This window comes from Neptuniibacter sp. (assembly GCF_024231755.1).
Classification (GTDB): domain Bacteria; phylum Pseudomonadota; class Gammaproteobacteria; order Pseudomonadales; family Balneatricaceae; genus Neptuniibacter.
Genome location: NZ_JAAEQH010000050.1, coordinates 1 through 26,800 on the forward strand (window position 1 = coordinate 1; position 26,800 = coordinate 26,800).

A 26,800-nucleotide genomic window follows, 5' to 3' on the forward strand; every position below is an offset into this window, starting at 1 on the left:
CGCAAAGTGTTTAGCTGGGCGCTCCTACTCCCTCTAGCAGTACCTGCTTACATTATTGCGTATACATACACAGGGCTGTTGGACTATGCCGGACCTGTACAGACATTGATTCGAGACGTCACCGGTTTGGGTTATGGCGAGTACTGGTTCTTTGAAATACGCTCCTTGACCGGGGCGATGTTGATGTTGGCACTGGTGCTATATCCCTATGTTTATCTTCTCAGTCGAGCCGCTTTTCTGGAACAATCTGCAAGTACTTTGGAAGTCAGCCGAACTTTAGGCTACAACCAGTGGCAAGGGTTGTTTCGTGTGGCATTACCGTTGGCACGTCCCGCCATTATCGCTGGCCTTACTCTGGCCCTGATGGAGACGCTGGCGGATTATGGAACTGTTCAGTACTTCGGGGTAAGTACCTTTACGACGGGTATCTTCCGTACCTTCTATGGATTTGGTGATTCTGCCGCAGCGGCTCAACTTGCTGCTTTTCTGTTGGGTTTTGTAGCCTTACTTGTGCTGGTGGAAAAGTATTCCCGACGTAAGGCTAGATACCATTCTTCTGCTGAATATAAAGCGAAAGCGAAGTTGATAGAGCTTAAGGGCTGGAAAGCATTGATCGCTTTCCTTATTTGTTTGGGGCCTGTTCTGTTTGGTTTTCTTATCCCTGCCGCAGTACTGGGTTATTGGAGCTTTACTAAAGCGGATCTTTCCGATGGAGCATTTGCCGAACTGGCCTGGAACTCATTTTATCTGGCCTTTTTAGCTGCGCTGATCGCGGTAGGTTTTGCTCTTCTGCTTGCTTATGCTGGTCGTTTGAGTCCTCGGAAAAGTGTACGTTTCTCTATTGCTACAGCGGGAATGGGCTATGCTTTGCCTGGGACCATTATTGCTGTGGGAGTCATTATTCCATTTGCGTGGATGGATCATCAGATTATTGCTCTGGCTAAGTCATGGTTTGGCGTGGATCTGGGATTGATCCTTTCCGGGACATTGGTTGCGCTGCTATTTGCTTATACAGTTCGTTTTCTAGCTGTTTCTTTGGGCTCTGTGCAAAGTGGGTTAGGTAAAATCAAACCTAGTCTGGATGGCGCAGCACGTACCTTGGGTTGTACGCCAATGCAGGTTCTGAAACAGATACATGTGCCTTTGATGCGTAGCTCAGTATTAACGGCACTGTTGATCGTTTTTGTTGATGTCTTGAAAGAGTTACCAGCGACTCTAATTCTAAGACCCTTTAATTTTAATACCCTTGCGGTTCGAGCATTTGAACTGGCATCTGATGAACGTTTGGTTGATGCTGCTCCCGCTTCACTGCTAATTGTGGCGGTAGGGTTATTACCTGTAATTCTGCTGAGTCGTTCGATCTCTAAAGGTCGGGCAGGAAGTTAGCCCAGATATTTCACAAAGGCGCTTCCATCTGGTGAACAGGCTAATGGTTTAGGTTATCTCGATGCAAATTGTTACGTTAGGAAAACATCGGAACATTTCTGAGTTCTTTCGATTTACAGAGGGTGTCTTAGGTTTATTCTCATGTTTCCTAATTATTGCTGATTGGGTTACTGAAAAATTTGGCGTTGCATTTGTTTCTATCTTCCTTGAGCCTTGGAATGACCAAGGCTTTGCAAATGATAAAATCAACTGCTTAGCCAGATTTTCCAGAAATACCAATCCCTTTATGAAGTATCTGGGCTAGATTATGACAGCACACCTTAATTTAACTGATGTGACTTTGGCTTATGGCGATACCGATATCGTACATAGTGTTTCTCTTGAGTTGAAAAAGGGCGAGGTCGGTTGTTTGCTGGGTCCAAGTGGCTGCGGAAAATCTACGTTATTACGTGCCATTGCTGGTTTTGAACCTGTTAAAGCCGGTGAAATTAAAATGCTGGGGCATACGCTTTCCACTGCATCGCAGAATATCCCCACCGAGAAACGTAACATTGGGATGGTGTTTCAGGATATCGCCCTGTTTCCACATCTTTCCATTGCAGAGAATATTAAATTTGGGATTCGTAGCTGGTCTAAAGCTGATCAGAAGCAGCGTGTAACTGAACTACTGGATTTGATTGGTTTGCCGGGTACGGAGGAGCGTTACCCTCATTCTCTATCTGGTGGTCAACAACAGCGCATTGCATTAGCAAGGGCGATGGCCCCTAAACCTGACCTTTTGCTACTGGATGAACCATTCTCGGGGCTTGATGCAAACCTCCGTGAAACTTTGGTCCCAGAGATTCGAGAAATTCTTAAGCAGGAGCAGATGAGCGCTATTCTGGTAACCCATGATCAGATGGAAGCATTTGCTATGGCGGATAAAATTGCGGTGATGCAACAGGGTGTCATCCAGCAATGGGGTACTGCATTTAATATCTATCATGAGCCGAAGACCCGCTTCGTTGCCGATTTTGTTGGCCTTGGTGAATTCCTTAAGGCAACAGTCAAAGATGAATATTCGGTTGAATCTGCTCTAGGCTGTTTAGTTGGAGATGAGCCCCTTAACTATCCTCCAGGTACGCCGGTTGAATTACTGATTAGACCGGATGATATCCAGCATTCTGAGAGTAGTCCGCTTACAGGGCGGATTGTGCGCAAATGGTTCCGTGGCTCCCATTATCTCTATCATGTCCAACTGGAGCACGGAGAGATTCTGCCTTGTATTACCGCCTGTCATCATGATCATGACGAAGGGGAGGACTTGGGAATCAGTATCGAACTGGATCACCTGGTTGTTTTACCTCTATGTGATCCGGAAACCGGTGTGTGTGATCTACAGCAGGCAGAAGTTGTTCAAGCACAAGCGATTAATCTCTAGGCTTAAGCGACAAGTTTCTTAGTACGACCTTTTCTCAACAGATCGTTGTCTAAAACGGGATTTGTTTCTTCCCGCTGATACAGTACGATGAAGCTCTTGTCTTTATCTAGGCTTTAGCATTTTTAACGCCTCAATAATTAATGCTCCTACAAAAGTAGCGCTATGCCCCGCCCAGATCTTTTAGAAGATGATATCCGGCCAACAATGGTCAGAATGACAGTTCCAATGATGATGGGAATTGTCAGTTTAATGCTGTTTAACTTGGCGGACCTATATTTTGTCAGCCGTCTGGGGACGGATGCGCTTGCCGCTTTAGGTTTTACCTTTCCTGTTTGTTTTACTGTAATCAGTCTTGCTATTGGTTTAGGTATAGGCACTTCAGCAACATTGGCCCGGTTGTTGGGGGCTGGGCAAAGCGATGAAGCAAGGTCTTTGGCCAGCGATAATCTTCTGGCTGTAGCGCTGATGGTGCTTTTGATCTCCGTGTTGTTGCAAGGGGTAGTAGAGCCTATCTTCTCGTTGATGGGTGCCCCTGAGCAACTGATGCCCCTAATCATGGACTATATGGGGATCTGGCTGATTGGCTCAGTGTTTCTTGTGGTTAATATGGTCTGCAATGCTTGCATGCGGGCAACTGGAGATACCAAAACACCCGCATTGATCATGGCGGGCTCCTCACTTATGAACTTTGTTCTTGATCCAATATTTATCTTTGGGATTGGGGCTTTACCTGGAATGGGTATTGAGGGGGCCGCAACTGCCAGTGTAATAGCATGGAGCGTAACAACCCTTTTCGCGTTACATGTGTTGTTCAAACGCAAAAGGCTTCTCGTATTACAACTATTTCAGGCGCATAGGGTATGGAAGCATTTCTCTCAGGTTATGAAGATTGGAACGCCTGCAGCCTTGTCCAATATGATGACACCCGTTGCGCAAGCCGTGCTGACCTATCTGGTAGCCAGTCATGGACCGGAAGCCGTTGCCGCATTTGGTGTCGGTAACAGGATCGAGTCGCTCGCGCTGCTGGTTTGTCTGGCTCTCTCTATGACATTGCCGCCCTTTATCAGTCAGAACTTTGGAGCAGGCAATATTGATCGGGTTCAATCAGCATATCGACTCGTATCAGGCTTTGCATTGATTTGGCAGTTTTTAGTGTTTGGGTTGTTGATGTTGCTTGCTGAGCGTGTAGCTGGTTTGTTTAGTGATCAAGAAGCAGTGATTAGCCTAATTATTTTGTGGATTTTTATTGTGCCGGCAGGCTTTGGTTTTCAGGCCATTACTTTTCTTACTGCATCCAGTTTTAATGCGTTGCACCAGCCGATGCGTGCGCTGCGGATCAGTATCATGCGTCTCTTTATTTTTTCTTTGCCTTTCGCCTGGATAGGATCCCAACTATTTGGTTTACAAGGGATGTTTGCTGCGTTGGTGTTAGCTAATGCAGCTATCGCTGCGACCGCTTGGTTCAATATGCGAACATTTTTTCAAAAACTATAATGCTGCGCTGCACAGTTGATTGCTGTTTTTCAGGTATTGTCACCATATTTTCACAGCTTTGCTGTAGCCTTAATATTCTTCAACCAAAGTCATATTAATATCCGTCTAGGGATGGCATTATGATCGAGGAAAGGCCAATGGAATTGGTTGAGAGCCTGATAACTTGATAGGTTAAACAGTGTAGAAGGCTCTTACATAAAATAATAAAAACTAATTTAAAACCCACACAAGCAAATATAAATTATTAAGGGGATGTGAGCATGAGTCAGAAAATTGCACTCGTGACTGGTGGTACTGGTGGTTTGGGTACGTCTATCTGTCGAGAATTAGTTGATGCAGGTTTCCGTGTTGTTGCTGGTTATAACAGTGGCGGTAACCATGATAAAGCTAAGGCTTGGCAGGAAGAGCAGAAAGCAGACGGCTACGAAATCGGAGTAGCTTATGGTGATGTTACAGATGCGGAATCCTGTGCGCAGTGTATTGCAACAGTTGAAGAACTGACAGGTGGAACAGTCGATATTCTGATCAACAATGCGGGTATTACTCGTGATGGTCAGTTTAAGAAGATGAGCTGGGAGCAGTGGGACGAAGTTCTTACGGCTAACCTGGACTCAATGTTCCATATGACGCGTCTGGTAATCAACGGCATGGTCGATGCAGGCTGGGGCCGTATTATTAATATCTCTTCTGTAAACGCGCAGAAAGGTCAGTTCGGCCAGTGTAACTACTCTGCTGCTAAAGCAGGTATCCACGGTTTCACTAAAGCTCTGGCGCAGGAAGTGGCGCGTAAGGGCGTAACAGTTAACACGGTTTCTCCGGGTTATATCAAAACTGCGATGGTTGCTAAGATCGCTCAGGAAATTCAGGATCAGATCTGTGCAGGTATCCCTGTTGGTCGTTTCGGTACTCCTGAAGAGATCGGTCGTATGTGTTCCTTCCTATGTGATGACCAGTCTGGTTATATCACAGGTGCTGATATGTCCGTTAACGGTGGTCTACACATGTCATAAGATCGTTATTTCGATCATAAAAAACCGTGACTATGCTCGCGGTTTTTTTGTGCCTATTTGGTGGTTACGAGTTCATATCTGTCTGGTATGCGGATGTATGGGGTTGGTAGGGCAGAGCAAAATGCAGCTCTTTATGAAAAAGCTGGTGCCCTAGATAACTGATCGTTAGAATTTCCTTTTTATTTTTCGCAACTGCACAGGGCAAATCCAGGTGGAACAGATCATCACACTTATTCTTGATTCAGGACGGGCAGGCCTGGATATGGGATTGTATATCATGCTTCCGATCATGGTCGTTATGCTTGCTCTGATGAAACTGCTCGATGCCAAAGGTGTACTTAGCTGGATCTCAAATATTCTGGCCCCGGTATCAAGAATTTTTGGTATTCCTGGCCTCGGGATTTTCGCCATGATCAAGTTGTTGTTTGTAAGTTTTGCCGGACCGATAGCAACCCTGACCTTGATGGATCAGAACGGTACTTCCCGGCGTTATATCGCTGCAACTCTGGCAATGGTCATGGCGATGTCTCAGGCTAACGCTTCATTCCCATTAACCGCTGTTGGTCTTGATCTGGGTGTTACACTGCTGACCTCTGTGATTGGTGGTCTAGCTGCAGGTGCATTTACCTTCTATATTCTGACGCGAAACCTGTCTGATCCGATGACCAGTGAAACTGAAGTCCATGGTTCTTCCCCTGAAGAAGAGAAGAAAACTGTTATGCAGATTCTGGGTGATGGTGGTCAGGAGGGGATGAAGATTGTATTGGGCATGATGCCGATGCTGATCCTGGCAATTTTCCTGGTAAATGTGTTGAAAGTTACTGGCGCAATTGAGCTTATCAGTGCTGTATTGGCCCCAGCTTTGGCACTGATCGGCTTGCCTGAGGCGACTGTACTTCCTATTGTCACCAAGTTTATCGCTGGTGGAACAGCGTTTATGGGTGTGACCATCGAGCTGATGAATCAGGGTTTGATAACGGCTAACGAGCTCAACCGCATGGCTGGTTTTGCCACCAACCCTCTCGATGTAGTGGGAGTCGCTGTTTTTGCCGCGGCAGGTAAACGGGTAGGGCAGGTGATACGTTATGCTGTCTATGGTGCACTGGTGGGAATGTTGATTAGGGGAGTATTACATCTGATTATTTTTGCAGGGTGATACTTAGCTTGCCGCTTATTACTTAGACGTCGGGTAGGGATTCAAATTCCCGACGTTTTGCGTCATACCAGTTTTTCATTTCTGCTGGGTTCTGCATCAGTTCACCCATCTTTTTCAACGCTTCCAAGTGAGCTGTATCTTGTTGCTGATACATTTCGATTCCGTGCTGTTTGCTTAACTCTGCTATCTCTTCAAATGTATCAGCATTGAATTCTAGATTGCAGGCACCGCCTAGTTGTTTACAGGTCATGCTTTTCATTTCCGAGCTCCGGGTCTCTATAGAATTCAATAATAAACGTAGAGCATGAATGCTAGCGGTTCAATACCAATTGAGGGCCTTTCTTGCCTGCAGGGATCGTATGCTTGGCGAACACGCCATAGATATGTCCACAGCCATCGCAATAGGCAACCTGGAACCATGCGTGGTTGTCTTTAGCCCGTTCCTGGCTATCCTTAGAAACAATATGTTCGATCCCTTCAATCTGGCATGCAGGGCACTTTGGTTCAGCCATAGTTTATCCTCAAAAAAATATGATGCGTTTCCGTTAGTTGGCCTTTAAGGAAAAAGGTTCCCAACAGTCGGATATTTTGTGAAGGATTGGAATTTCTAGAAATTTGGTTGAATATAAAAAAATATATTATGTTTTTTAAGGGAAATTCCTCATCCTTAGTACTCTTTCGCCGATAGGTTGACTAGAGTAGGAGTACAGGGATGCTTTTTGCATGGACTCTCGTAATCTTACAGTCGTCTGAAAGGCGAAGGGGTTTTTTAGTAGTATGAAAGCTCTCGTTATTGGTGCAAGTCGCGGTATTGGTTACTACCTTGTTCAGCAATTGATTGAGGAGGGCCATGAAGTCACCGCGTGTAGCCGTTCCCCAATGGATATCAAATTGCCTTATCCGCAGTGTCAGTTTAAACGAGCGGATATTCGTGATTTCTTCGCTTTACAAAGAATTGTTCCCGGACATGACGTGGTTTTTCTCTGTGTTGGGATGTTACCTGGCATTGATGAGGTCAATCTGTTCTCTGAGGGTAGTCGCAATGTCATTGATGCGATGAATGAATCCGGGATAAATCGGCTTGTGGTTGTTAGCTGTGTAGGTTCTGGTGAGAGTAAAGGTCATGGGGGCTTTTGGTATGACAAAGTGATTCAGCCCTTGATGATGAAACGAATTCTGTGCGACCGTGAACGGCAGGAAAAAATTATCCGCGATAGCGGTTTAGATTGGACAATTGTGCGCCCTGGTTTTCTTACCTACGGACGTAAAAAGAACAAATATAAGGTGTATACCAATCTCGAAGGAGTGAAGGCTAAGTATATTTCCAGGCAGGACGTAGCTGATTTCCTACTGCAACTGATGGATACGGATGAATATACCCATCAGGCACCGTTGGTGACAAATTAGAGGTCGGTTTACAGTTCTACGTTAACGGAAGTAGAACCTCTGATCGCTTTCTCTTTAGCTTCCTGTACTGTGTTGTCTCTCGCTAACACAACTCCCATACGACGCTGGCCGGATGCTTCTGGTTTACCGAACAAGCGCAGTTCTGTATTGGGTTCAGCCAGAACCTGTTGCAGATTACCAAAGCGAACCTGATTGGACTCTCCTTCAACCAGAATCACGCTGGATGCGGATGGTCCGTGGAAATGGATGTTTGGGATAGGCAAGCCAAGAATGGCACGGGCATGTAGGGCAAATTCAGACAGATCCTGTGAGATCATAGTAACCATACCTGTGTCGTGCGGCCTCGGTGACACCTCACTGAAGTAAACCTGATCACCTTTAATAAACAGTTCTACACCAAAAATACCATGGCCACCCAACGCTGCTGTTACTTTTTCAGCGATTTCCCGTGATGTAGCTAGAGCCGATTCGCTCATCTCTTGAGGTTGCCAGGACTGGCGGTAATCTCCACCGACTTGAATATGGCCAATGGGTTCGCAGAAGCTGGTGCGACTGTCATGACGCACTGTAAGCAGAGTGATTTCGTAATCGAAATCGACAAAGCCTTCAACAATGACTTTACCTTTACCCGCTCGGCCACCTTCTTGTGCATAAGACCAGGCTGCTTCCACATCATCTGCGTTCTTAATGGTGGATTGGCCTTTACCTGAAGAGCTCATAATTGGCTTAACTACGCATGGGATACCTACAACATCTACAGCCGCTTTATATTCTTCATAGGTTTCTGCAAAACGGTAAGGAGAGGTAGGGATAGAAAGCTCTTCGGCAGCAAGGCGGCGAATGCCTTCACGGTTCATTGTCAGCTGTGCTGCACGAGCAGTGGGAACGACTTTAAAACCTTCAGCCTCAAGTTCAACCAGTGTATCCGTGGCTATCGCTTCTATTTCAGGAACAATCAGGTTTGGTTTTTCTGCTTCGATTACTCTGCGCAGCGCTTCTCCATCTAACATGGAGATGGTATGGCTGCGGTCGGCAACTTGCATACCCGGTGCATTAGGGTAACGATCTACTACGATAACCTCTGCCCCCAGGCGTTGGAGTTCTATAACAACCTCTTTGCCTAACTCTCCACCCCCGCACATGAGTACTCGGGTTGCAGTATTTGAAAAAGGAGTCCCCAGTTGCAGCATTGTCCAATCCTCGACATGAAATCTTTTCACGCATTATAAAGGTCAAATAAACGCCATCGCTAGCAGAAAAGCTATACTTTTAACTGTTGTAAACGAGGTTGTCGAAGAGCGAGGTGTAGGATGAAAAGGCTAGTTTTTCTTGCCCCTACAGCCAAGCAGGTTGAAGGTGTGGCTTCGGCCTTAACCGGAAAGGGGATTGAAGAAGATTCCATTCATGTTATGGCAGATGATCCTAGTCAGCTTGAGAAACTACATGTTCCTCCTGCCACTGATGTGGAGACAACAGAGCTGGAAGACGATATGGATTGGGGCATGGTTGCAGGCGGTAGTTTTGGTCTCGCAGCTGGCCTTGTGGCAAGCAGCGCATTAGGTCCGGTTGGCGCAGTGGTCAGCGGTGGTGCGGTGGTTGCAAGTAGCATCCTTGGCATTGGATTAGGAGGATGGCTAGGAAAGCTGGTTGGTGAGGACACACCTGTGCATCTGCTGGGAAAATACCAGCATGCATTACAGCAGGGGTGTTTTCTGGTAATGGTGGATATACCCGTTGAGCGCATGTCAGAGATTCATAAGGTGATCAGGCACCACTGTCCGCAGGCGCTGGTGGAAATTATCCATTTGCACTGGGATCATCAGCAAGCAGCTTAAAAATAGAAAGTGATCATGCCTTTAAAGGCCGATTAGTCGGAGTATCCATCCGGCAGTAAAGGGCAGCTTTTAAGCTGCCCTTTTTAATTATTTGCCCAGTGACAGGTCAAAGCTGCCCTGAATAATTTGCTATTTAGTTATAGAAATTTCTTTTATCCCCCCGAGATTATGCTATCTGTTAAAGAGAGCAGCGGACGTTGAGGAATAGGAAAATGTCTAAAGGTCATGCACGTCATCAGGAGCGACACCATGGTTTGTCGTTGTACGGCAAGGATCTGGTGCGGCGTTGTAGTTCCCACTGTGAACTTTGTGATGCTCACGGTGTAAAACTGGCAATTTTCGAAGTACCTCCGGTGCCATCGGAACCAGACTTTGAACATTGCGTTATGTTATGTGAAACATGTTCTGATCAGATTGAGCGTCCGAAAATACGAGATGCAAATCACTGGCGCTGTCTGAATCATTCCGTATGGAGCTCAGTCACTGCGGTTAAAATTATGGCAGTGGCTATGTTGCAGAATCTGGCCGAACAGGAAAGCTGGGCACAAGAGCTTCTGGAGCAGATCTATCTTGAGCCGGAAGAGAGCGAATGGCTGGATAAAATAGATTTGCCCTGAATTGGAATTATTTAGCTGTCCAGTTCACCGGCTAGATCATCTCTCATCATTTGTTTGATAGAGGCCCTGTCTTTCTCTGTCGCTAAAAGAAAATGGAGTTTGCTGAAAGCAGCCTCAACCGTCATATCTCCGCCTGAAATGACCCCGATTTCATTCAGCACTGAACTACATGCATATTGCCCCTGGAAGACTTCAGCTTGGAGGCACTGACTTATATTCACGATGATGCAACCTTGGTCCGATGCGCTATGTAAGGCATCGAGTAAACCTTGATTCTGGTCCGGAAGGTTGCCGACCCCATAACTTCGGATAATTAAACCTTTAACTCCCGGAGCGTGGCAGATGGCATCTGCTACATCGGCACATAATCCTGGAAAGATCGGTAGAACTGTCACTGCTTTTCCAACAAATACAGGGTTGTGGAAATTCTGCTGTCCCTGCTCGATAAATAGTTTGTTGTGTAACTCGATATTCAAGCCTACTTGTCCAAGCCAGGGAAAGTTAGGGCTGTCAAAAGCATCAAAACCTGTCGCTTTTACTTTACTACTACGGTTTCCGCGCAATAGCTTACCGTTAAAGTAGATGCATACTTCATTGACTGGATGGAATGCAGCCAGCAAAAGTGAGGTGATGAGGTTATCCAGAGCGTCATTGCGTAGCTCTGCTAGGGGGATTTGTGATCCTGTAAAAATAACTGGCTTATCCAGCCCTTGCAGCATGAAGGAGAGGGCGGAAGCGCTATATGCCATGGTGTCGGTACCGTGCAGAACGATAAAACCATCGTAGCTGGAGTAGCTTTCGATAATCTGTCCGGCTATTAAGTTCCAGTGGCTGGGTTGTAGATTAGCGCTGTCTATCAAGGGGGATAGCTCAGTCAGATCAAATTCCGGTAGTTGGGCATGTTGTGAATAGTTAAAGCGCTCCTGCATTAGCTCTTTAAAGCCGGAAACAGGGGCGTACCCCTGTGGGAAACGTTGCATGCCGATGGTACCACCGGTGTAGATAATCAGTATTCTTTTAGTCATGGCTTAAGCTCTGTTACTCAAGCGATATATATACGTTGAAAACAGAGTTCAATAAAGCAAAAGATTATTTCAGGGTAGAGATGTTTTGTTGTAAAAGCAGGGTGACTTTGTCGGCGGGTAGGGGTTTACTGAAGTAATAACCTTGCAGTTCTTCGCAAGTCTGAGTCAGCAGAAAGCCTCGTTGTTGTGGGGTTTCAACACCTTCAGCGATTACTTTTAGATTTAGGCTGTGGGCCATGGTAATAATTGCCTGAGTGATTTCGGCGCTCTCTGAGCTATCTTCCAGATCTCTTACAAAGCTCTGATCTATCTTAATTCTGTCCAGAGGAAACTGTTTCAGGTAACTGAGAGAAGAGTACCCCGTACCAAAATCATCAATAGCGATATTGATTCCCATCTGTTTCATTCTTTGTAATAGTTCAATGGCATTTTTAGGATCGTCCATTAGAACCGATTCAGTAAGCTCTAGCTCCAGTAGATAGGGGGGGAGACCACTGCTGCGCAATGCGTTGGTGATGCTCTCAACTATCAGGCTTTCACTGAACTGGATCGCGGAGAGGTTAACTGCCATTCTGATATCCTGTTGATATTGCTCTCGCCATTGCATCGCTCTGTTGCAGGCTGAATCCAGCACCCAATTACCAATTTCAATTATGAGCCCGGTACTTTCAGCAATAGGGATAAACTGATCTGGCCTTACCATTCCCCGTTCCGGATGATGCCAGCGCAACAATGCTTCGAGACCTGTAATCTGCCCAGAATTGCTCATCACTTGAGGTTGGTAATAAAGCTCCAGCTCGTTTCTGGATAGGGCTAAGTGGAGGTCACGTTCCAATGAAGATTGATCTAGTAGCTGCTTTTTGATCTCTTGTGAATAGAAGCTCAAACGACGTTTTCTGCTTTTCTTGGCTTTATGCATCGCAGAATAAGCATTACCCATAAGTGTGTCAGAATCGTGGCCATCTTCAGGATACAGGCAGACACCGATAGAGGGTTTGAAGAAAAAGTGTTCCCCTTCCAGTTCACAAGGCAATTGCAAAAGCTGGATCAGACGGCTTCCTATATTTTCTACTTTGCTCCGATCTGATTGGCTAGGCAGCATCACTGCAAACTCGATTCCACCGAGGCGAGCGACAGGGTACTGATGGGATACTGCTTTCTGGATCTGAGAGGAAGCCATACTTAAAACCTTATCCCCAGCTGCAAATCCAAGACGGTTATTAACTTCTTTTATGTTACTGAGTTGTATGACCAGAAGTGCGAGTTTGTTTTTTTCTTTCTCCGCTTTATTCAGTTCCAGTTGCAGTTGATCTTTAAGCATCTCCCGGTTTGGCAGGTGGGTGAGTTGATCAAAATTAAGGCGCTCATAAACCTCTTTATTCAATTGCTGAATTTTACTTAGAGATGCGTAATAGCGGTTCCAGCTGATATAGGTGAAGCCCAGTATCTGCATAAGGATAGTGACTGCAGGGGCAAACCAGATAGATACTTTAAGAAACATCACAATGCTTAAACCAAGGCTGATAACAATGCCTAATGGCAGAGATAGAGGGAAATATCTCCGTGGCAGATAGTAAGTGAGTGGTAAGAGTAACAATACTAAGACGGCCGTCAGCGCGTATTGTACTAAGTCAGAAGTTTGGTGGATAAAACGGGATTGCAGCAGGGCTGCGGTAATATTGGCGTTTAGCTCTACCCCCGGTAGTCTCTTATGCAAACCGGAAACAGGGGTGCTAATCGCATCACCCATCCCTACGGCTGTAGCTCCAACCAGAACGACTTTGTCTGCGAATGTTTCGGGCGTGATTGAACCGTTTAGTACATCTGCATAAGAGTATTGCTGGAAATGCCCCTCAGGGCCATAGAAAGGGATTAACATGGGTGTACTTCTTACCCAGCCGGTTCCTTCCTGAAGTGTCTGTGGTTTAGCGAATGGGGATAGCCCTTCATCCTGTTTGAAGAGGTTGAAAATCGCCAGCCCGAGTGTTGGCCAGTTAGGATCACCCAAGCCAGCGTAAAGGTAGATTCGGCGGCAGATGCCATCAATATCCAGTTCTGTATCTACATGACCTATGCCTGCAGAATTTACCGCCAGTTCTGGTATTGGCAGAAGCTCAATAATACGGTTGTTCTGCTGATCTTTTTCGGGGGCTAGGGCAAGAACAACATTGCCGTTTTGATTGATTGCATCAGCAAACCTGCTATCTGCCAAGGGGCTTTCACCCTCCGAGAAAAGAATGTCGAAGCCAATCACTTTAGCCTTGGACAACTGATCCAGTAACTGTGCATGAATTTCTCTGGACCAGGGCCAGCGGCCTAATGAAGCAAGACTCCTTTCATCAATCGCTACGATAACGATCTCTTCCGGCGCAGGTTTATTATTTAAACTGGTTAGGGTGTCGTAGATGATCAGGTCAAAACGTTTCAGCACAGAGCTACTGATGCCAACTGCAATTAGGAGTAGCAGGGCAGCCAGAATTGCTATCTGGATGAAACGTCGTTTGATCATAGTAGAATTATAGTCATTACAAATGAACCAAATACGTAGATCCAGCTGTCACTTGGTGGAGGAAGGATCTCCTGAGTTACTCCCCAGCCCCCCGCATAGCCATCATCGTCTAAAGTTCTTACTCTTACATAGCGGAAACCCTCAGGACGTGGCATAGATAGTTCGGGTTCAAGTACTGAATGTTCTTCCAGAATGGTTGTAAAATCTCTGTTACGGGCGATCTGTACTTGATAGCTCTGTCCCGGTAAGCCTTCACTCCAGGATAATCTAACCTGCTTATCATCCTGTTCAAGCGTCGGAGATGGTGTTGCTGGAATAGGTTTTACGGTCAGGCTGCGTATGTCACTGTAAGGCCCCTGTTCACCATCTGTAGCAATACTAGCCAATCGCCAGAAGTAAGTGCCGGGTTCAGTTGCTTCTGAAGGTTGTGCCAGGGTATGGCTCAGCTGTTCTTTACTAATCAACTGAGTGAAACCTTCATCAGTGGCGATCTCCAACATATAACTCTCAGCATCTTCCGAATTGGTCCATTCCAATTGTGGTGTTTCTCCCCTAATAACCGCACCTTTGTTGGGAAGCATAGGGAAGGGAGGCTGGGGTCTGGCGTTGAGGGTAAGTTCAGAGATCCAGGGTTTGCCCTGAATGCCGTGCTGATCTATTGATCTTAGCTGTAGGAAGTAATCGCCGTCTTTCAAATCAGGCAGTGTAAGGTTATTGCGCTCGCTGGTTTGGTCCCATAGGACAGAACTGAAGTTTTCTGTTGTGGAGATCAGTGCACGGTAACTACGAGCTTGCTTATCTTTTGACCAATTGAGTTGAGCACCAATTTGCTCAATGGGTACAGGTAAGCTTTTCAGGGCCGGTGGTTCCAGTAACTTCTTGGGTTTTAATGGGGTTTTGTCCTTTTCAACACGCGTGCCGTAACCGGATTTAATTAACCGGGTTGTTTTACCACCGCGGACTGCAACGCCCCCTTCAAGGACTTCAATGCTTGAGCTTTTGCTCTGCTCTGAGAAACTGATGCGAAACTCGGTTCCGCGAACTGCTGAAACTGCAGCGGGGGTATGGATTTCGAAACGTGAACCACCACCTTGCTGTTTTTCAACCTGGGTTTGAACATCTCCCTGCAGCAGACGGATTCTAGAATCCACCATGCCAGTATCACCATAAGCGGTCATATGGTTAAAACTTACCAGTGAGTTCTGTAAAACTAAGACATCGCTTCCATCAGCAAAACGAATCAATGCACTACTCTGTGGGCCTGTTTTCAGTTCATCACCTAGCTGGATTTTCTGAGCAGATTCGGCAGCCGAAAATATGTCCTGTTGATGCTGTTTAAATTGAACATTTCCAGATGTTTCAACCAGTTTTGCAGCTGCAGGTTGAGTCCTGATCCAAGAGATTGGCACACGGAGTTTGGTGTTTTCAGGGATACGTTTGGGGTCCTGAATATTATTTATTGACTGTAGCTGCTTCCAATAGGAGATGCGGTACAGGTATTTTTCACTAAACTCTGACAGGGTATCCCCTTTGACGACACTATAGACCCATTCATTGGCATGGCTTGAAGTGGTAACGCAAAGTGATAAAACAAGGCAAACGAATAGAGAATACTTACTGGATTTCTGTCGGCATGCGTCCATGAAATGATGTCCTTTATTTTACAGCGAGAGATATCTCTTAAGCGTAGTTGATAAGTTTTGAATGAGAGAAAAAATTCTCTGTAATATGATGAATTGTCATAGTTTTCTATGTAATTTGTGTTATCCATTAAAAATATTTTGAGACACGTCGACGAGGTCTGGATTTAATAGCGCAGTTCAGGCTTTAGTGTTACTTTTTAAGCCAAATACAGGTAGTTTCTATGGCAGACAACCGATCTCCTTTATCTACTTCAGCTTTAGCTAAGGCTCTGGGGAAAACTACCAAGCAGATGTTTTCCGAACTGGAGACGCTTGGCTGGATTAAACGTGTAGATGAAAGCTGGCTTCTAACCACAAAAGGTGAGTTTGAAGGGGGTAAGTATCGGGAAAGCCAAAAGTTTGGCCGCTATATTATCTGGCCGGTAAGTGTTACGGAGCATAAAGTCTTTTCAAACCCTGATGGGCAATTGCTCACTTCCAGCCAGTTGGCGAAGTCCTTTTCACTGCCTCGCAAAATGATGGATCAGGTGTTACAAGAACTTGGATGGGTTAACGCAGGCCGTAAAGGATGGATACTAACGGCATTAGGTCAGGCTGAAGGTGGTTGTCAGCGGGAGAACAGTTCAACTGCTGTGCCATATGTACTCTGGCCGGAATCCATACCTAAACATCCTGCGCTTAAATGCGCAGTGGATGAGCGGACATGCTTGTCTGAACCGTTTAGGTGTTGTGATGGTCATTCAGTGAGCTGTGAGCAGGAGCAGAAAATAGATAACTGGTTGTATTTCTCTGGCTTGTTACATGCCTATCAGCGTCGAATTCCACTACAAGGTGATTTTTTTGCTGACTTTTATCTGCCACAACACCACCTCTATATCGAATATTGGGGTGAAGGTAATCAACCCTCTCAACTTGCTGCTAAAATGCGTAAGAAAGAGCTTCTGGAGCTGTCAGGTTTAAGTGTTATCGAACTTAATGATCAAGATATAGACAATCTGGGCGAAGTCTTGCCTCGTTTATTGCTGAAGTATGGAATTGAAACCTGAATCAGAGTTCCTTAAGTAAGGTAAAGGATTGATACGCTAGTTTGAAAAGAGCAGAATAGCTACTAACAACTGCGGGGAATCAGTACATCCCAATGGCCGACTCGTTAAATTTCCGAAATCAACGACTAGCATTCCGCTTGGCAAGGTACTCGGTGCTTTTTGCCTTTGCTATCGGTCTGGCGTTGAGTACCGTTCAGGTAATCGGTGATTTTCGGGACCAGGGAAGTCAACTCGACAGTACCATTCAAAAAATTCTCAAAGCAAGTAAGCCTCCCGCCAGCCGATCAGTGCATACTCTCGACCACGCTTTAGCACAGGAAGTTGTCGCGGGTTTAATGCAATACAGTTTTGTCCAGCATGCTGTGATCAGTGATCAGTGATCAGTGATGAGTTAGGTGAGGTTTTGGCAGAAAAGAAAGCGTCACACAAAACTACCAATACTCGATGGCTGACTGAACGAATCTTTCCAGAAGATAAAGCGTATTTGGTGGATCTGAATGCGCCCGAGTATGCCAATATTGAGCCAGGCCAATTGAAACTGGTGATTAATCTTGACCAGGCTTTTCAGCCCTTCTTTGATCGTGCTGTTAATGTCTTTGTGGTTGGGTTAATACGTAATGTATTGCTGGCGATTCTCCTCATTGCTTTGTTTTATTACACCATTACTAAACCCTTAGCAGTACTAGCGAATCAATTTTCCAAACTTCATCCAGAGCGGGCGAGTGATAAACGCCTTTCGGTTAGTCGCAGGCATGAGGATACTGAACTGGGGCAGTTGGCTAATGCTGGTAATGAGTTTATCGAAATGGTCCAGCTTCTGCTCAAAGATAAAAAAGAGAGCCACCGGGCGCTGGAACAGAGTGAGATGCGTCTTAATCAGCTGATCGATCAGGTACCGCAGTTGATCGTCGCATTGAATGAATATGGCGATATTCTATTTTGTAATCAGAGGTTTGCAGATTTCTACGAGAGAAGGCCGGGCGATGTAGCTGGTATGGCTCTGCGTCAGGTGCACCTGCTACACGATCAAATAGATACTCTGGAGCTGGCGATTCACAACGTCAGAGTCAATGGATCACAAGCGGAGATGAGGGAATATATCTGGTCCAAGCCGGACGGCGAGGCTCACTATTTTTCCGCGCAAATTGCTCCTTTTGAACATTTCAATGATCCCGCGATACTTGTAGTAGCGACTGATATTTCTGAGCAGAAGTTGGTTCAGGATCATATCAGCCATATGGCAAATCACGACACGTTAACTGGCCTGCCTAACCGAGCGTTGTTGAATGACCGCCTGGAGCAGTCTCTGGCAACCTGCAAGCGGACAGGTGAATACAATGCTCTGTTGTTTATCGACCTGGATCATTTCAAAACGATTAACGATTCCTTAGGGCATGGGGTGGGAGACCTGCTCTTGAAAAAGGTATCAAATATTTTATCAAGCCAGGTCAGGGGCAATGATACGGTAGCACGACTGGGTGGTGATGAGTTTGTCATACTGATGCAATCGTTTGATGAGGACCAGGGTGCAGTGGTGAACGATGTCGAGTCAATCTGTAATAAGTTGCTGACATCTTTGTCTGAACCGATTGCCGTGAAACAGCATCAGTTGCGTATAGGGGCAAGTATCGGGGTCGTTATTTTCCCTATGGCAGAGAAAAGTATTGACGATCTAATGCGGTTTGCAGATACCGCTATGTATCATGCCAAAGAGAATGGGCGTAATGGATTCGCCTTCTACCATCAAGCGATGTCTCTGGCTGTGGAAAAACAGCGAAATATGGAAATTCAGCTTCATCATGCGCTGCAGAATGAAGAGTTTAAAGTTCACTATCAACCGCTGGTGGATTTAAATGGTCATATTTGTGGATTTGAGGCTTTGATTCGTTGGCAGCATCCAACAAAGGGAACGATCTCCCCGGTGGAATTTATCCCCAGTCTTGAAATCAGCGGTTTAATTATCCCGGTAAGTGACTGGTTGATTGATCATTGTTGCCATCAGATTGTTAAATGGCGGGAAGATGGCTTCTGGCAAGAAGGTTGGTATTTGTCGATCAATATCAGTCCGCAGCAGTTCTATCAAGAGAATATGATGCTGTCGTTGCAGCGTCGTGTAGATAAATATGGTATTGCATTAAGTGATCTTTGTCTTGAGATAACGGAGACCGTTGCGGTCGAGAACATAGAGTTTGCTGTAAATCGTCTGGAAAAACTTAGATCTCTTGGTGCGACAATTGCCTTGGATGATTTTGGTACGGGCTACTCTTCGCTGAGTTATCTTAAGGATCTACCGATTGATATAGTAAAGATTGATCGGGCGTTTGTGCAGGAGTTGGGAACGAAGAGCAAAGCCGAATCTATCGTGGAAGCCGTTGCGCTTATTGCGAAGGCTTATGATCTTAAGATTGTTGCCGAGGGTATCGAGACTCCGGAACAGATGAAATATGCCAATGAAATTGGCTGCCACATATTCCAGGGCTTTTATATAGAAAGGCCTGTAGCTGAGAATTGCTTAAAGGCGAACTATTCTCTCGGTGAAACTGAAAAGTCCGAGCTTTCGTCCCTATAGAGGCACGATTGTCATGCAGAAACTCTATGTACTAGCTCATAGCAACTCTGAAGTGGAAATTACCCCCATTTGTACTGCGGAATGAAGCAGTTCAATATCGCTTTTGACGTTGAGTTTACTCTTAATGATGTAATGGCTGTTGGCGACGGTTTTGGCACTGATACAGAGAGTATCAGCTATCTCCTGTTTGCTTTTACCCTCAACCAGCATGCGTAGGATCTCAAATTCCCGCGTAGTGAGATCGGTGATCGTAGATTTCTGCCCATTAAGTTTTTCCAATGCTAATGCATGAGCCATATCATCGCTAAGGGCAATGCGGCCTCGCATAACATCGTTAATTGCCTGAACTAAAACACCGGGTTCACTGCTTTTTGTTATATAACCTCTGGCACCGGATTCAATGGTTTTTTGTGCCATCGCTGGGTTCTGATGCATGCTGAAGATGAGCACCTTAGCGTCTTTATCAAATTGTCTGATCTGCAACAGAGTGGCTAACCCGCCTTTTCCCGGTAAGGACAAATCTAGTAATACCAGACTCGGGTTGAGTTCTTTATATAGACGGTAGGCTTCCTCGCCAGAGCCGGTTTCTGCAATGATATTGAAACTATCTTGACGATTTATTAAAGCGCGGTAACCTTCTCGAACAATGGCGTGATCATCAACCAGCAGAATATTAACTGACTTCATCGGCATCCTTGTAGACAGTGAGTGGAATCATGGCAGTCACTTCCAAACCGCCATATTCTGATGTTTGTAATTCTAACTCCCCATTCAGGGCGCAGATACGCTCCTTTATACCCAATAAACCATTGCCGGGTTTAATTAATGAGTCGGAGTTTTTCAGATCACCGTTATCTTGTATGGCTAACTGTAGGTGTTGTTCTGAATGAGCGCCTTGCTCAGTCAAAATTTGTAACTGGATATAAGCTTCGCTGGCGGATGCGTGCTTAGCGATATTGGTCAGACTCTCCTGCACAATGCGTAGAAGATTAATTGCGATAGGGGAAGGGATCTGATCGGTTTGTTTATCTGTAACTAGTTCGCAATGAACTCCCTGATGCTGGCTGTTCCAATTATCTACCATGTTGTGTAGCGATTCTGCCAAGCCTAATTCATCGATATCAGCTGGACGCAGGCGGAAGAGTAGCCCTTTGACCAGCTCCATCATATGTTGAGAAATTTTTGAAATCTGGCGGATTTTTTCCGTAAGTTCAGGGCAGTGTATTTGGGCTTCTTCATCAAGATAATAGGCGATAGCTCTTAACCCAGTAAGGGACTGTCCAAACTCATCGTGGAGCTCTCGGCACAGGTGACGACGTTCATTCTCTTGAATATGTAATAGCTTTAAGGAAAGCTGTTTTCTTTCATCTAATGTCTCCTGCAGGCTGGAGGCTAGTTCGTTGATCACATTGCCGGTCTGGTTCCACTCTTGTACATGGAACGTTGGAACCCGGGCAGAAAGATCGCCTTGTTCCAGTTGGCGCAGGACTTTCTGGGTATGGCGTATGGGCCGCAGAATCCAGCGTAACGAAAGATAAAGGAGTATGCATAAGGTCAGAACAATAATGAAACAAACCTCCATCAGATAGAGGATGTTCTGCCAAGCTTGATACAGGACTACTATTTCGTTAGGTGCCACTTTGACTTTGCCGACCAAATTGTTATCAAAGGTAACCTGTTGGATTGCTTCTTTTCCCGGCTCAAACAGAGTGAGGTAAAGAGTTTCGAACCATTCTGGCCAATGCTCTTCCGATATATCGTCGCGGCAGAGGCTACGTAGATTCCTCCCGTGTGCATTTTCAAACGTTAAGCATAAACCCGCAAAACTAGCTGAGTTTTTCCAGAGGTAGAAGTCCGGGAATTGGTCCCGGTTCATGACCTGGTTTTCTACTTTCAGCCATTGCCAGTCCAGCTGTTGCTTAACCGTATCTGCTAGATTATGTGCTTGTTGGCGGGATTTTGTATCGGACTTGTATAGAGCAATCCCTGCTGAGAGAAAGAGAGCTGCCACTCCGGACAGTAAAACAATTAGCATCAGCAGATGGTTAAGTCTGATCGTTTTCATATAGTTCACGCTCTTAATTGAATCTCCACTCATAGTAAAAGTTGCAGCTTAGGTTGTATCGGGCAAATTGCCTGAGTCTGACGGTCATTTTATGGATTTTTCATTCCGGCTGGTTTGGATAAGTTAGGGCCTGTTAGCACTAATTTATTCATCCCTGTTGAGACTAGAAAAACGTCAATCTAGGCAAGAGGAGAGAATTTAGTGGTTCTAAATGAACAACGAGTGACGCTCTTATAACCTCAATCCGAAGGACTGGGCCATTTATGCCCTCAGCTTCGTTATTGTTCGCTTATTTAGAATAACTAAACCACTCTCATGCTGCCTTGATGAGAACAAAAATAGCCTCCAGCGGGGCGATGAAAGTAGTGTTAACAGGCCCTAGTAGCAGATCCCAAACGGAGTGAGGAAAAACGATGGATATTTTGCAAATTGACGAGACGGTTGAGTGGAAGCAGTTTGGGGAACTGGAACATTTCCGTTACAGCATTTTACATATAGACGAAGAACAGCAACGGGCAGAGGTGCTGTTCAAGTTTGAACCCCATAAACCCATTATTCTGCACCGTCATACAGCGTTGAATAAGATTCTTGTGTTAAAGGGAGAGCACAGGATTTACGACGCCAACGGCGATCTTACAGAAGTGCGTCCTGCAGGAAGCTACAAGATTGTTGAACCTTGCGAAGAGCCGCATTCTGAGAGTGGAGGTGAAGGCGGAGCCATCGCTTTGTTCAGTATTTTTGATAACGGCGGTAATGCACTCTATGAACTGATGGATGAAACAAAGAATGTTATCGCATCACTTCACATGTCGGATCTGGTGAATCTGTACCAGAATTAGTTAGCCGTTCAATCTTTTTGGGAAAGGACTAAACGATGAAAGCGTTACTCTATTTTTTACTCATCGCTATTTTGCTGATTCGCCCCGGCTTTGCGGATGACACTGAGTGGGCCACTTATGGAAATGGTCTGGAAAATCATCGTTTTAGTCCTTTAACCCAGATTAATAGAGAAAATATCGCAGATCTGGAATTAGCCTGGGAGTATAAAACGGGTATTAAAGCATCTTTCCAAACTTCCCCTATTCAGGTGGGAAAACAGTTGTTTATCAGTACTCCGTTTAATCATGTGATCGCCTTAGACGCCCAAACGGGTAAGAAAATCTGGCGTTATAAGCATCCGCAGTCTGATAAAAAGAGCTGTTGCGGTCCTGCCAACCGCGGTGTTGCTGTGAGCCAGGGCAAAGTATTTCAGGCTACTATTGATGGTCATCTAATCGCATTAGACCAGACAAGCGGGGAGTTGATCTGGGACCGTAAAGTTGGCGACCTTTCCCTATCGATGCAGGAAAGCATATCTGCATTGTCAGATTTTGATGGACTTAGTAACAGTGCGCTTGGTGATAACGCCAAAATAACTGGAGGGACTAGTCACAGCTTTAATATGGCTCCCCAGGTATACGGTAATAAAGTAATTATTGGCAGTACTGGAGCAGGTTATGGCCTGCACCTGGATACTGACAAAGGCCTCAGGGTTGTGGGATTGGGCGATGGGCGTACTGGGTTACGCGGCTTCCTGGCTGCATTTGATATCGAAACCGGAAAAGAGCTTTGGCGTTGGTACAGTGTTAATGGCGAGCACTGGGTAGGACAGTGGCGAGAAACTACTGAGTCAGGCCATAACCTTAACCGTGACATTGCCAGAGAAAAAAGCCAACAGCAGCGTTTTCGTCAAAGCTGGAAATTGGGTGGCGGTTCAATCTGGACTACCCCAGCAATTGATCCTAAAACGGGTTGGCTATTTTTAGGGACGGGTAACCCCGCGCCGAATATGGATGATTCGGCACGTCCCGGTGATAACTTACATACTTCAAGTATTGTTGCGTTGGATAGCCGGACAGGGGCGTTGAAATGGGCATTTCAGCAGGTACCCCATGATCGCTGGGGTTATGATGTTTCAAGCCCGCCAGTCTTATTTGAAACAGAAGTCGCTGGAAAGAAGGTCAAAGCGGTTGGTCAAGCAGGTAAAACCGGTTGGTTTTATGTACTGAATCGCGCAACGGGTAAATTGCTATTTAAGTCTGAAGCATTTGTCCCGCAACATAATTTATTTGCGGATCTAACTGAAGCGGGTGTCACCATCGCTCCAGGTATTGCCGGGGGAAGTAATTGGTCTCCAGTAGCACTGAATGCGACTAAGAAACAGGCTTATGTGGCAGGGATTCATCTGCCAGCAACTTACTTCCGAAAGCCTTTATCAGGAGACAAAAACCTACCTTGGCAGACCTATACCTACTTCGAATTTGATGAAACTGACAAGCATGGAACCCTATCAGCTATCAGCCTGGAAAATGGCCAAATCAACTGGCAGCAGAAAACACGATTGCCATTGTTGGGTGGTGTGCTCGCTACAGCGGGTGGATTGGTTTTTAGCGGTGAAGGTGATGGTGAGTTTTTCGCGCTTGATGAAGATACTGGACAGAAACTCTGGTCCTACAAACAGCCCGCGGGAGTGAATGCCCCTGCTATTAGTTACTCGATTGATGGAAAACAATATATAGCGGTTGCAGCCGGCGGTAACAAAATCGCTGGCTACCCTACGGGTGATAGCTTGTTGGTGTTTGCCTTACCCGATGGATAACTCCTCTGTGTTGAAAAGCAGTGCATTAAAAAGCATTGCGTTAAAGAGCTGTGCAATAGTTCTGAATTAGTCCCCAGTTTGTCCCAATTAAATTTCCTGTTCAATACTCATACAAGGTAGATGTGTTGTGTATACCCCTGTCCGTTACAAAGTACTGTTGTACTGGTCGCTGCTGCTTGGATTGATTCTGTTTGGCTTGTTCCTAAGTTGGGAACAGCAGTTGCTGCAAAGTATCATTCAACAGGATCAAACTCGTTTGAGTTTGGTGATTTTGTTATTGCTGCTAGTGATGACTCTACACAGCGGTTACCGCAGTTATTTTCTCTCTGAGCAGTTTCAGATGTTTGATTGCTGTGTTGAGCAGCTTGAACAAGAGAAGGCGATTCCTAACCAATATTTCCATGGTGTTTGTCTTGCTCAGGACTATCTGCTGGGTAGTGCAGCAGATTCTATAGAGAACCCACAAGTGGGTGAAAGTCCTTTATTGGCTGAGCTTCTAGTAGAGGAAACCCGTGGTCCACATCAAGTGGGTTGGTTTATATCGGGGGTGATCGTCAAACTCGGTCTGTTAGGAACGGTGATCGGTTTTATCATCATGCTTAGCTCTGTATCAGGTCTAGAGAACCTGACCATCGAAGATATCAAATCCCTGATGCAGCATATGACTCTGGGTATGGGTGTGGCCATGAACACGACGCTGGTGGCGTTGGTGTGCAGTATTTTATTAAGTGCTCAATACTTGCTGTTAGATCGTATGTCTGATCGATTTGTTGCACTAACTATAGAACTGCAGAAACGTCATCAAAAGCTACTGTTAGGTAAAGATTCCGCAAAATCAGGTGCTGACCTATGAGGTTGTTAGGTCAAAGGCAAAACGCGGAAATTGATCCTTTTACGGATCTTTTGTTTAACGCATTGTTGACGTTTACCTTCCTGTTTTTGATCGCCTTACTTCTTCTGAACCCTCCGGCAAAGTCGGGAATTATCGATCCAAAAGCGGAATTTCTAATCACCGCCAGTTGGCCTGATCACGATCCGAATGACATTGATCTATGGGCGCAGGGGCCGAGTCAGAGCAAGGTCTGGTACAAGCGGCCGCAGCATGGATTGATGCATTTGGACAGGGATGATCGAGGCATTGCTAATGATATTCAGGTCGTGAATGGTCAGGAGATTATCAACCCGCTTAACCAGGAAGTGTTGACTATCAGGGGGCGACCACCGGGTGAATATATTATCAATCTGCACTATTTCAAAAGTGAAAATCAGCAGCCTGTCCCTGTTACCGTCTATGTCGCAGAGGTGAATCCGGTGTTGAAGGTCATCAGCTACAACACGGTTACTTTGCAAAAGAGTAACGATGAAATGACTGCGATCCGTTTCACGCTGACCCCTGAAGGTGAGGTTAGCAATATCAACCAGCTTCAAAAAACTATTGTAAAGGCGGAGAGAAAATGACTGAGGAACTGCTTGGCTTGGTACTGGCTTATGTGTTCTTTACCGCGTTGTTACTACTGGCGGTAATTAGAGGGAGCCTAAAATGGCCAATTAAATTTGTATTGGTGTTTGGTGCGGTCCTTTTTTATGCCGCCAGTTATTTTGGTTGGCAACAGAGCCAAGGGTGGCCTAGCCGAGCACAGTTACCCCAGAAGTTTCTGTTTCACTATGCGGTGATTGAAGAGCCCGACAAAGAGCGAAGCGAGGAAGGGAAAATCTTTATCTGGCTAACGGATCTTAATAATCATGAGATGGCCGATAAACCTCGCGCTTACCAAATGCCGTATGAACGAGGTATGCATGGTGAGTTAGAACAAGCGTTGAAGAAGATGCGTAGTGGGCAGCCGCAGCTTGGGGAATTTAAACCGGAAGTTAAACAACCGAAACAAGCCAAAAATAAGCATGCGCTTGGTCAGAAAGATCAACCGTTAAAGTTCTCGGATGTTCCTGATCCTGCTCTACCGGAGAAATAAGATGATTCAGCGCGGATGGTTAGTTCTGTTATTACTCACATTATCTGGCTGTAATGATGAGAAAGTAGGGCATCCTTATTTTCCTTTACACGAGGGCGCTGTGTGGCAGTACCAAGTGCAGGAGCAACTGGCAGACCAGTTCAATGAGCGTACGTTTAGTGTTCAGAATTTAGGTTCTGCAGAGCTCAAAGGTGAATTTGAGGGTGAATCAGTGAGTATCCGGAAAACAAGTGACGGCACTGATTACTACCTGTTACAGGATGATTCTGGAATCTATCGGATTGCCCGACGAACAGTTATTGAGTACCGGCCTCGATTTGAAGAGGAGTTAGTCAGGGTATTACCTAACGAGGCAGATCTGGATGTTGGTCGTAGTTGGTCAGTGATGACAAAGCCATATGCTTTACACAATACCCCATCATATACCGTACGATCTCCTCGGGAACACAAGATAAGTATGGCATTTGAAATCGTCTCACTGAATGAAACTGTCACTGTTCCCGCAGGGCAATTTGAGAACTGTATAAAAGTGGAAGGTATTGCTTTGTTGCCGCTGTACACGGATCCTAAAACCGGCTATCAGGATATCGAAATCAGACAAACTGAGTGGTATGCGCCGGGTGTAGGTTTGGTAAAGCTTGTCAGGGACGAACCATTGGAGACAGATATATTCAAAGGGGGAGTGATCTCTTTTGAGTTAACAAACTATGAGATGTAATTGAAACAAACTTTAAAAACCTGGATCAGAAGCTAAGAAAAAGGGGAATTGGTGGTATGGCGCAGTGTGATTAAGGTGATCATTCTAGTGAAGTGAAAAGTTTGAATTTGATCTGACGGAGCTTGTCCGTTGTCGACTGTGGTCAGATCAAATGAATTAGCTCAGACTAGATCTGACATATTGTCTTGTAAAAGAGAGAGTTACCCGTTTTGATGAAAGTGTCGAAGCTTTAACCAAAACAAAAGGTAACTCTCATGATTCATACTAACAACCCTATCATTAAACACAAAGC

Annotated in this window: 26 protein-coding genes; 18 read left to right on the forward strand and 8 right to left on the reverse strand. The window is 45.6% G+C overall.

What is annotated here, in order from left to right:
• From GY843_RS01865 to GY843_RS01890, 6 genes are all read left to right on the forward strand, one after another.
• A partial coding sequence (locus GY843_RS01865; RefSeq protein WP_297306020.1) for an iron ABC transporter permease occupies positions 1–1,386 on the forward strand: 1,386 nt, incomplete at its 5' end.
• A 61-nt stretch (positions 1,387–1,447) separates the two neighbouring features.
• Complete coding sequence (locus GY843_RS01870; RefSeq protein ID WP_297306021.1) at positions 1,448–1,690, forward strand: hypothetical protein; 243 nt, start codon at positions 1,448–1,450, stop codon at positions 1,688–1,690.
• Between the two features lie 3 nt (positions 1,691–1,693).
• Positions 1,694–2,806, forward strand: a complete 1,113-nt coding sequence (locus GY843_RS01875) for an ABC transporter ATP-binding protein (RefSeq protein ID WP_297306022.1) — start codon at positions 1,694–1,696, stop codon at positions 2,804–2,806.
• A 225-nt stretch (positions 2,807–3,031) separates the two neighbouring features.
• The gene (locus GY843_RS01880; protein ID WP_297306023.1) at positions 3,032–4,300 is read left to right on the forward strand and encodes an MATE family efflux transporter; all 1,269 of its coding nucleotides are present in this window, start codon (positions 3,032–3,034) and stop codon (positions 4,298–4,300) included.
• A gap of 260 nt (positions 4,301–4,560) precedes the next feature.
• Entirely contained in the window at positions 4,561–5,310 is a 750-nt protein-coding gene (gene phbB / locus GY843_RS01885) for an acetoacetyl-CoA reductase (protein ID WP_297306024.1), read from the forward strand.
• 211 nt (positions 5,311–5,521) lie between these two features.
• Positions 5,522–6,466, forward strand: coding sequence for a nucleoside recognition family protein (locus tag GY843_RS01890; protein WP_297306025.1), 945 nt, complete (start codon positions 5,522–5,524; stop codon positions 6,464–6,466).
• Between the two features lie 22 nt (positions 6,467–6,488).
• On the opposite strand, the gene GY843_RS01895 is transcribed toward GY843_RS01890, so the two are convergent.
• A complete protein-coding gene (locus tag GY843_RS01895; RefSeq protein WP_297306026.1) occupies positions 6,489–6,725 on the reverse strand; it encodes a DUF1059 domain-containing protein in 237 nt (78 codons plus the stop codon).
• A 52-nt stretch (positions 6,726–6,777) separates the two neighbouring features.
• Positions 6,778–6,978 (reverse strand): transcriptional regulator, encoded by a 201-nt coding sequence (locus GY843_RS01900; RefSeq protein WP_297306027.1) that lies wholly within the window; start codon positions 6,976–6,978, stop codon positions 6,778–6,780.
• A 265-nt stretch (positions 6,979–7,243) separates the two neighbouring features.
• Between GY843_RS01900 and GY843_RS01905 the strand changes: the two genes are divergently transcribed.
• Positions 7,244–7,873, forward strand: coding sequence for an NAD(P)-dependent oxidoreductase (locus tag GY843_RS01905; RefSeq protein ID WP_297306028.1), 630 nt, complete (start codon positions 7,244–7,246; stop codon positions 7,871–7,873).
• An 8-nt stretch (positions 7,874–7,881) separates the two neighbouring features.
• Here the strand turns inward: GY843_RS01905 and purT are convergent, their stop codons facing one another.
• The gene (gene purT / locus GY843_RS01910) at positions 7,882–9,063 is read right to left on the reverse strand and encodes a formate-dependent phosphoribosylglycinamide formyltransferase (RefSeq protein ID WP_297306029.1); all 1,182 of its coding nucleotides are present in this window, start codon (positions 9,061–9,063) and stop codon (positions 7,882–7,884) included.
• Positions 9,064–9,183: 120 nt separating this feature from the next.
• On the opposite strand from purT, the gene GY843_RS01915 reads away from it, so the two are divergent.
• Both GY843_RS01915 and GY843_RS01920 read left to right on the forward strand, forming a co-directional pair.
• Complete coding sequence (locus tag GY843_RS01915; protein ID WP_297306030.1) at positions 9,184–9,708, forward strand: hypothetical protein; 525 nt, start codon at positions 9,184–9,186, stop codon at positions 9,706–9,708.
• Positions 9,709–9,920: 212 nt separating this feature from the next.
• Entirely contained in the window at positions 9,921–10,325 is a 405-nt protein-coding gene (locus tag GY843_RS01920) for a phnA protein (protein WP_297306031.1), read from the forward strand.
• Positions 10,326–10,336: 11 nt separating this feature from the next.
• On the opposite strand, the gene ansA is transcribed toward GY843_RS01920, so the two are convergent.
• The 3 genes from ansA to GY843_RS01935 all read right to left on the reverse strand — a co-directional run bounded on the left by ansA (position 10,337) and on the right by GY843_RS01935 (position 15,502).
• Positions 10,337–11,350 carry an asparaginase gene (gene ansA, locus GY843_RS01925; RefSeq protein WP_297306032.1) on the reverse strand — a complete coding sequence of 338 codons (1,014 nt, stop codon included), beginning with the start codon at positions 11,348–11,350 and terminating at the stop codon, positions 10,337–10,339.
• Positions 11,351–11,414: 64 nt separating this feature from the next.
• The gene (locus GY843_RS01930) at positions 11,415–13,859 is read right to left on the reverse strand and encodes an EAL domain-containing protein (protein WP_297306033.1); all 2,445 of its coding nucleotides are present in this window, start codon (positions 13,857–13,859) and stop codon (positions 11,415–11,417) included.
• Positions 13,856–15,502 (reverse strand): FecR domain-containing protein, encoded by a 1,647-nt coding sequence (locus tag GY843_RS01935; RefSeq protein WP_297306034.1) that lies wholly within the window; start codon positions 15,500–15,502, stop codon positions 13,856–13,858. Before GY843_RS01935 ends, GY843_RS01930 begins: the two co-directional genes overlap by 4 nt.
• 221 nt (positions 15,503–15,723) lie before the next feature.
• On the opposite strand from GY843_RS01935, the gene GY843_RS01940 reads away from it, so the two are divergent.
• From GY843_RS01940 to GY843_RS01950, 3 genes are all read left to right on the forward strand, one after another.
• Entirely contained in the window at positions 15,724–16,548 is an 825-nt protein-coding gene (locus GY843_RS01940; protein ID WP_297306035.1) for a hypothetical protein, read from the forward strand.
• A gap of 92 nt (positions 16,549–16,640) precedes the next feature.
• Positions 16,641–16,928 carry a hypothetical protein gene (locus tag GY843_RS01945; RefSeq protein WP_297306036.1) on the forward strand — a complete coding sequence of 96 codons (288 nt, stop codon included), beginning with the start codon at positions 16,641–16,643 and terminating at the stop codon, positions 16,926–16,928.
• Positions 16,929–16,951: 23 nt separating this feature from the next.
• Positions 16,952–19,117, forward strand: a complete 2,166-nt coding sequence (locus GY843_RS01950; RefSeq protein ID WP_297306037.1) for a bifunctional diguanylate cyclase/phosphodiesterase — start codon at positions 16,952–16,954, stop codon at positions 19,115–19,117.
• A gap of 36 nt (positions 19,118–19,153) precedes the next feature.
• Here GY843_RS01950 and GY843_RS01955 read toward each other — a convergent pair whose 3' ends face one another.
• Both GY843_RS01955 and GY843_RS01960 read right to left on the reverse strand, forming a co-directional pair.
• Complete coding sequence (locus GY843_RS01955) at positions 19,154–19,804, reverse strand: response regulator transcription factor (protein ID WP_297306038.1); 651 nt, start codon at positions 19,802–19,804, stop codon at positions 19,154–19,156.
• Positions 19,791–21,182: a histidine kinase gene (locus GY843_RS01960; RefSeq protein ID WP_297306039.1), complete on the reverse strand. Its 1,392-nt coding sequence runs from the start codon at positions 21,180–21,182 to the stop codon at positions 19,791–19,793. Before GY843_RS01960 ends, GY843_RS01955 begins: the two co-directional genes overlap by 14 nt.
• A 413-nt stretch (positions 21,183–21,595) precedes the next feature.
• Between GY843_RS01960 and GY843_RS01965 the strand changes: the two genes are divergently transcribed.
• From GY843_RS01965 to GY843_RS01990, 6 genes are all read left to right on the forward strand, one after another.
• A complete protein-coding gene (locus GY843_RS01965) occupies positions 21,596–22,021 on the forward strand; it encodes a hypothetical protein (protein ID WP_297306040.1) in 426 nt (141 codons plus the stop codon).
• A gap of 35 nt (positions 22,022–22,056) precedes the next feature.
• Entirely contained in the window at positions 22,057–23,820 is a 1,764-nt protein-coding gene (locus tag GY843_RS01970) for a PQQ-binding-like beta-propeller repeat protein (protein ID WP_297306041.1), read from the forward strand.
• A gap of 127 nt (positions 23,821–23,947) precedes the next feature.
• A complete protein-coding gene (locus GY843_RS01975; protein WP_297306042.1) occupies positions 23,948–24,673 on the forward strand; it encodes a MotA/TolQ/ExbB proton channel family protein in 726 nt (241 codons plus the stop codon).
• A complete protein-coding gene (locus tag GY843_RS01980; RefSeq protein WP_297306043.1) occupies positions 24,670–25,278 on the forward strand; it encodes a hypothetical protein in 609 nt (202 codons plus the stop codon). The genes GY843_RS01975 and GY843_RS01980 overlap by 4 nt, the downstream gene beginning before the upstream one ends.
• Positions 25,275–25,790 carry a hypothetical protein gene (locus GY843_RS01985; RefSeq protein WP_297306044.1) on the forward strand — a complete coding sequence of 172 codons (516 nt, stop codon included), beginning with the start codon at positions 25,275–25,277 and terminating at the stop codon, positions 25,788–25,790. Before GY843_RS01980 ends, GY843_RS01985 begins: the two co-directional genes overlap by 4 nt.
• Before the next feature lies 1 nt (position 25,791).
• Positions 25,792–26,508, forward strand: coding sequence for a hypothetical protein (locus GY843_RS01990; protein WP_297306045.1), 717 nt, complete (start codon positions 25,792–25,794; stop codon positions 26,506–26,508).
• Positions 26,509–26,800 lie beyond the last annotated feature (292 nt).

Coding starts and splice junctions, on each gene's coding strand:
- GY843_RS01970 (WP_297306041.1), top strand. CDS start 22,057: ATGAAAGCGTTACTCTATTTTTTACTCATCGCTATTTTGCTGATTCGC.
- GY843_RS01955 (WP_297306038.1), bottom strand. CDS start 19,804: ATGAAGTCAGTTAATATTCTGCTGGTTGATGATCACGCCATTGTTCGA.
- GY843_RS01920 (WP_297306031.1), top strand. CDS start 9,921: ATGTCTAAAGGTCATGCACGTCATCAGGAGCGACACCATGGTTTGTCG.
- GY843_RS01935 (WP_297306034.1), bottom strand. CDS start 15,502: ATGGACGCATGCCGACAGAAATCCAGTAAGTATTCTCTATTCGTTTGC.
- GY843_RS01980 (WP_297306043.1), top strand. CDS start 24,670: ATGAGGTTGTTAGGTCAAAGGCAAAACGCGGAAATTGATCCTTTTACG.
- GY843_RS01930 (WP_297306033.1), bottom strand. CDS start 13,859: ATGATCAAACGACGTTTCATCCAGATAGCAATTCTGGCTGCCCTGCTA.
- GY843_RS01895 (WP_297306026.1), bottom strand. CDS start 6,725: ATGAAAAGCATGACCTGTAAACAACTAGGCGGTGCCTGCAATCTAGAA.
- ansA (WP_297306032.1), bottom strand. CDS start 11,350: ATGACTAAAAGAATACTGATTATCTACACCGGTGGTACCATCGGCATG.
- GY843_RS01880 (WP_297306023.1), top strand. CDS start 3,032: ATGATGATGGGAATTGTCAGTTTAATGCTGTTTAACTTGGCGGACCTA.
- GY843_RS01960 (WP_297306039.1), bottom strand. CDS start 21,182: ATGAAAACGATCAGACTTAACCATCTGCTGATGCTAATTGTTTTACTG.
- GY843_RS01900 (WP_297306027.1), bottom strand. CDS start 6,978: ATGGCTGAACCAAAGTGCCCTGCATGCCAGATTGAAGGGATCGAACAT.
- GY843_RS01915 (WP_297306030.1), top strand. CDS start 9,184: ATGAAAAGGCTAGTTTTTCTTGCCCCTACAGCCAAGCAGGTTGAAGGT.
- GY843_RS01940 (WP_297306035.1), top strand. CDS start 15,724: ATGGCAGACAACCGATCTCCTTTATCTACTTCAGCTTTAGCTAAGGCT.
- purT (WP_297306029.1), bottom strand. CDS start 9,063: ATGCTGCAACTGGGGACTCCTTTTTCAAATACTGCAACCCGAGTACTC.
- GY843_RS01905 (WP_297306028.1), top strand. CDS start 7,244: ATGAAAGCTCTCGTTATTGGTGCAAGTCGCGGTATTGGTTACTACCTT.
- GY843_RS01990 (WP_297306045.1), top strand. CDS start 25,792: ATGATTCAGCGCGGATGGTTAGTTCTGTTATTACTCACATTATCTGGC.
- GY843_RS01870 (WP_297306021.1), top strand. CDS start 1,448: ATGCAAATTGTTACGTTAGGAAAACATCGGAACATTTCTGAGTTCTTT.
- GY843_RS01965 (WP_297306040.1), top strand. CDS start 21,596: ATGGATATTTTGCAAATTGACGAGACGGTTGAGTGGAAGCAGTTTGGG.
- GY843_RS01985 (WP_297306044.1), top strand. CDS start 25,275: ATGACTGAGGAACTGCTTGGCTTGGTACTGGCTTATGTGTTCTTTACC.
- GY843_RS01875 (WP_297306022.1), top strand. CDS start 1,694: ATGACAGCACACCTTAATTTAACTGATGTGACTTTGGCTTATGGCGAT.
- phbB (WP_297306024.1), top strand. CDS start 4,561: ATGAGTCAGAAAATTGCACTCGTGACTGGTGGTACTGGTGGTTTGGGT.
- GY843_RS01945 (WP_297306036.1), top strand. CDS start 16,641: ATGGCCGACTCGTTAAATTTCCGAAATCAACGACTAGCATTCCGCTTG.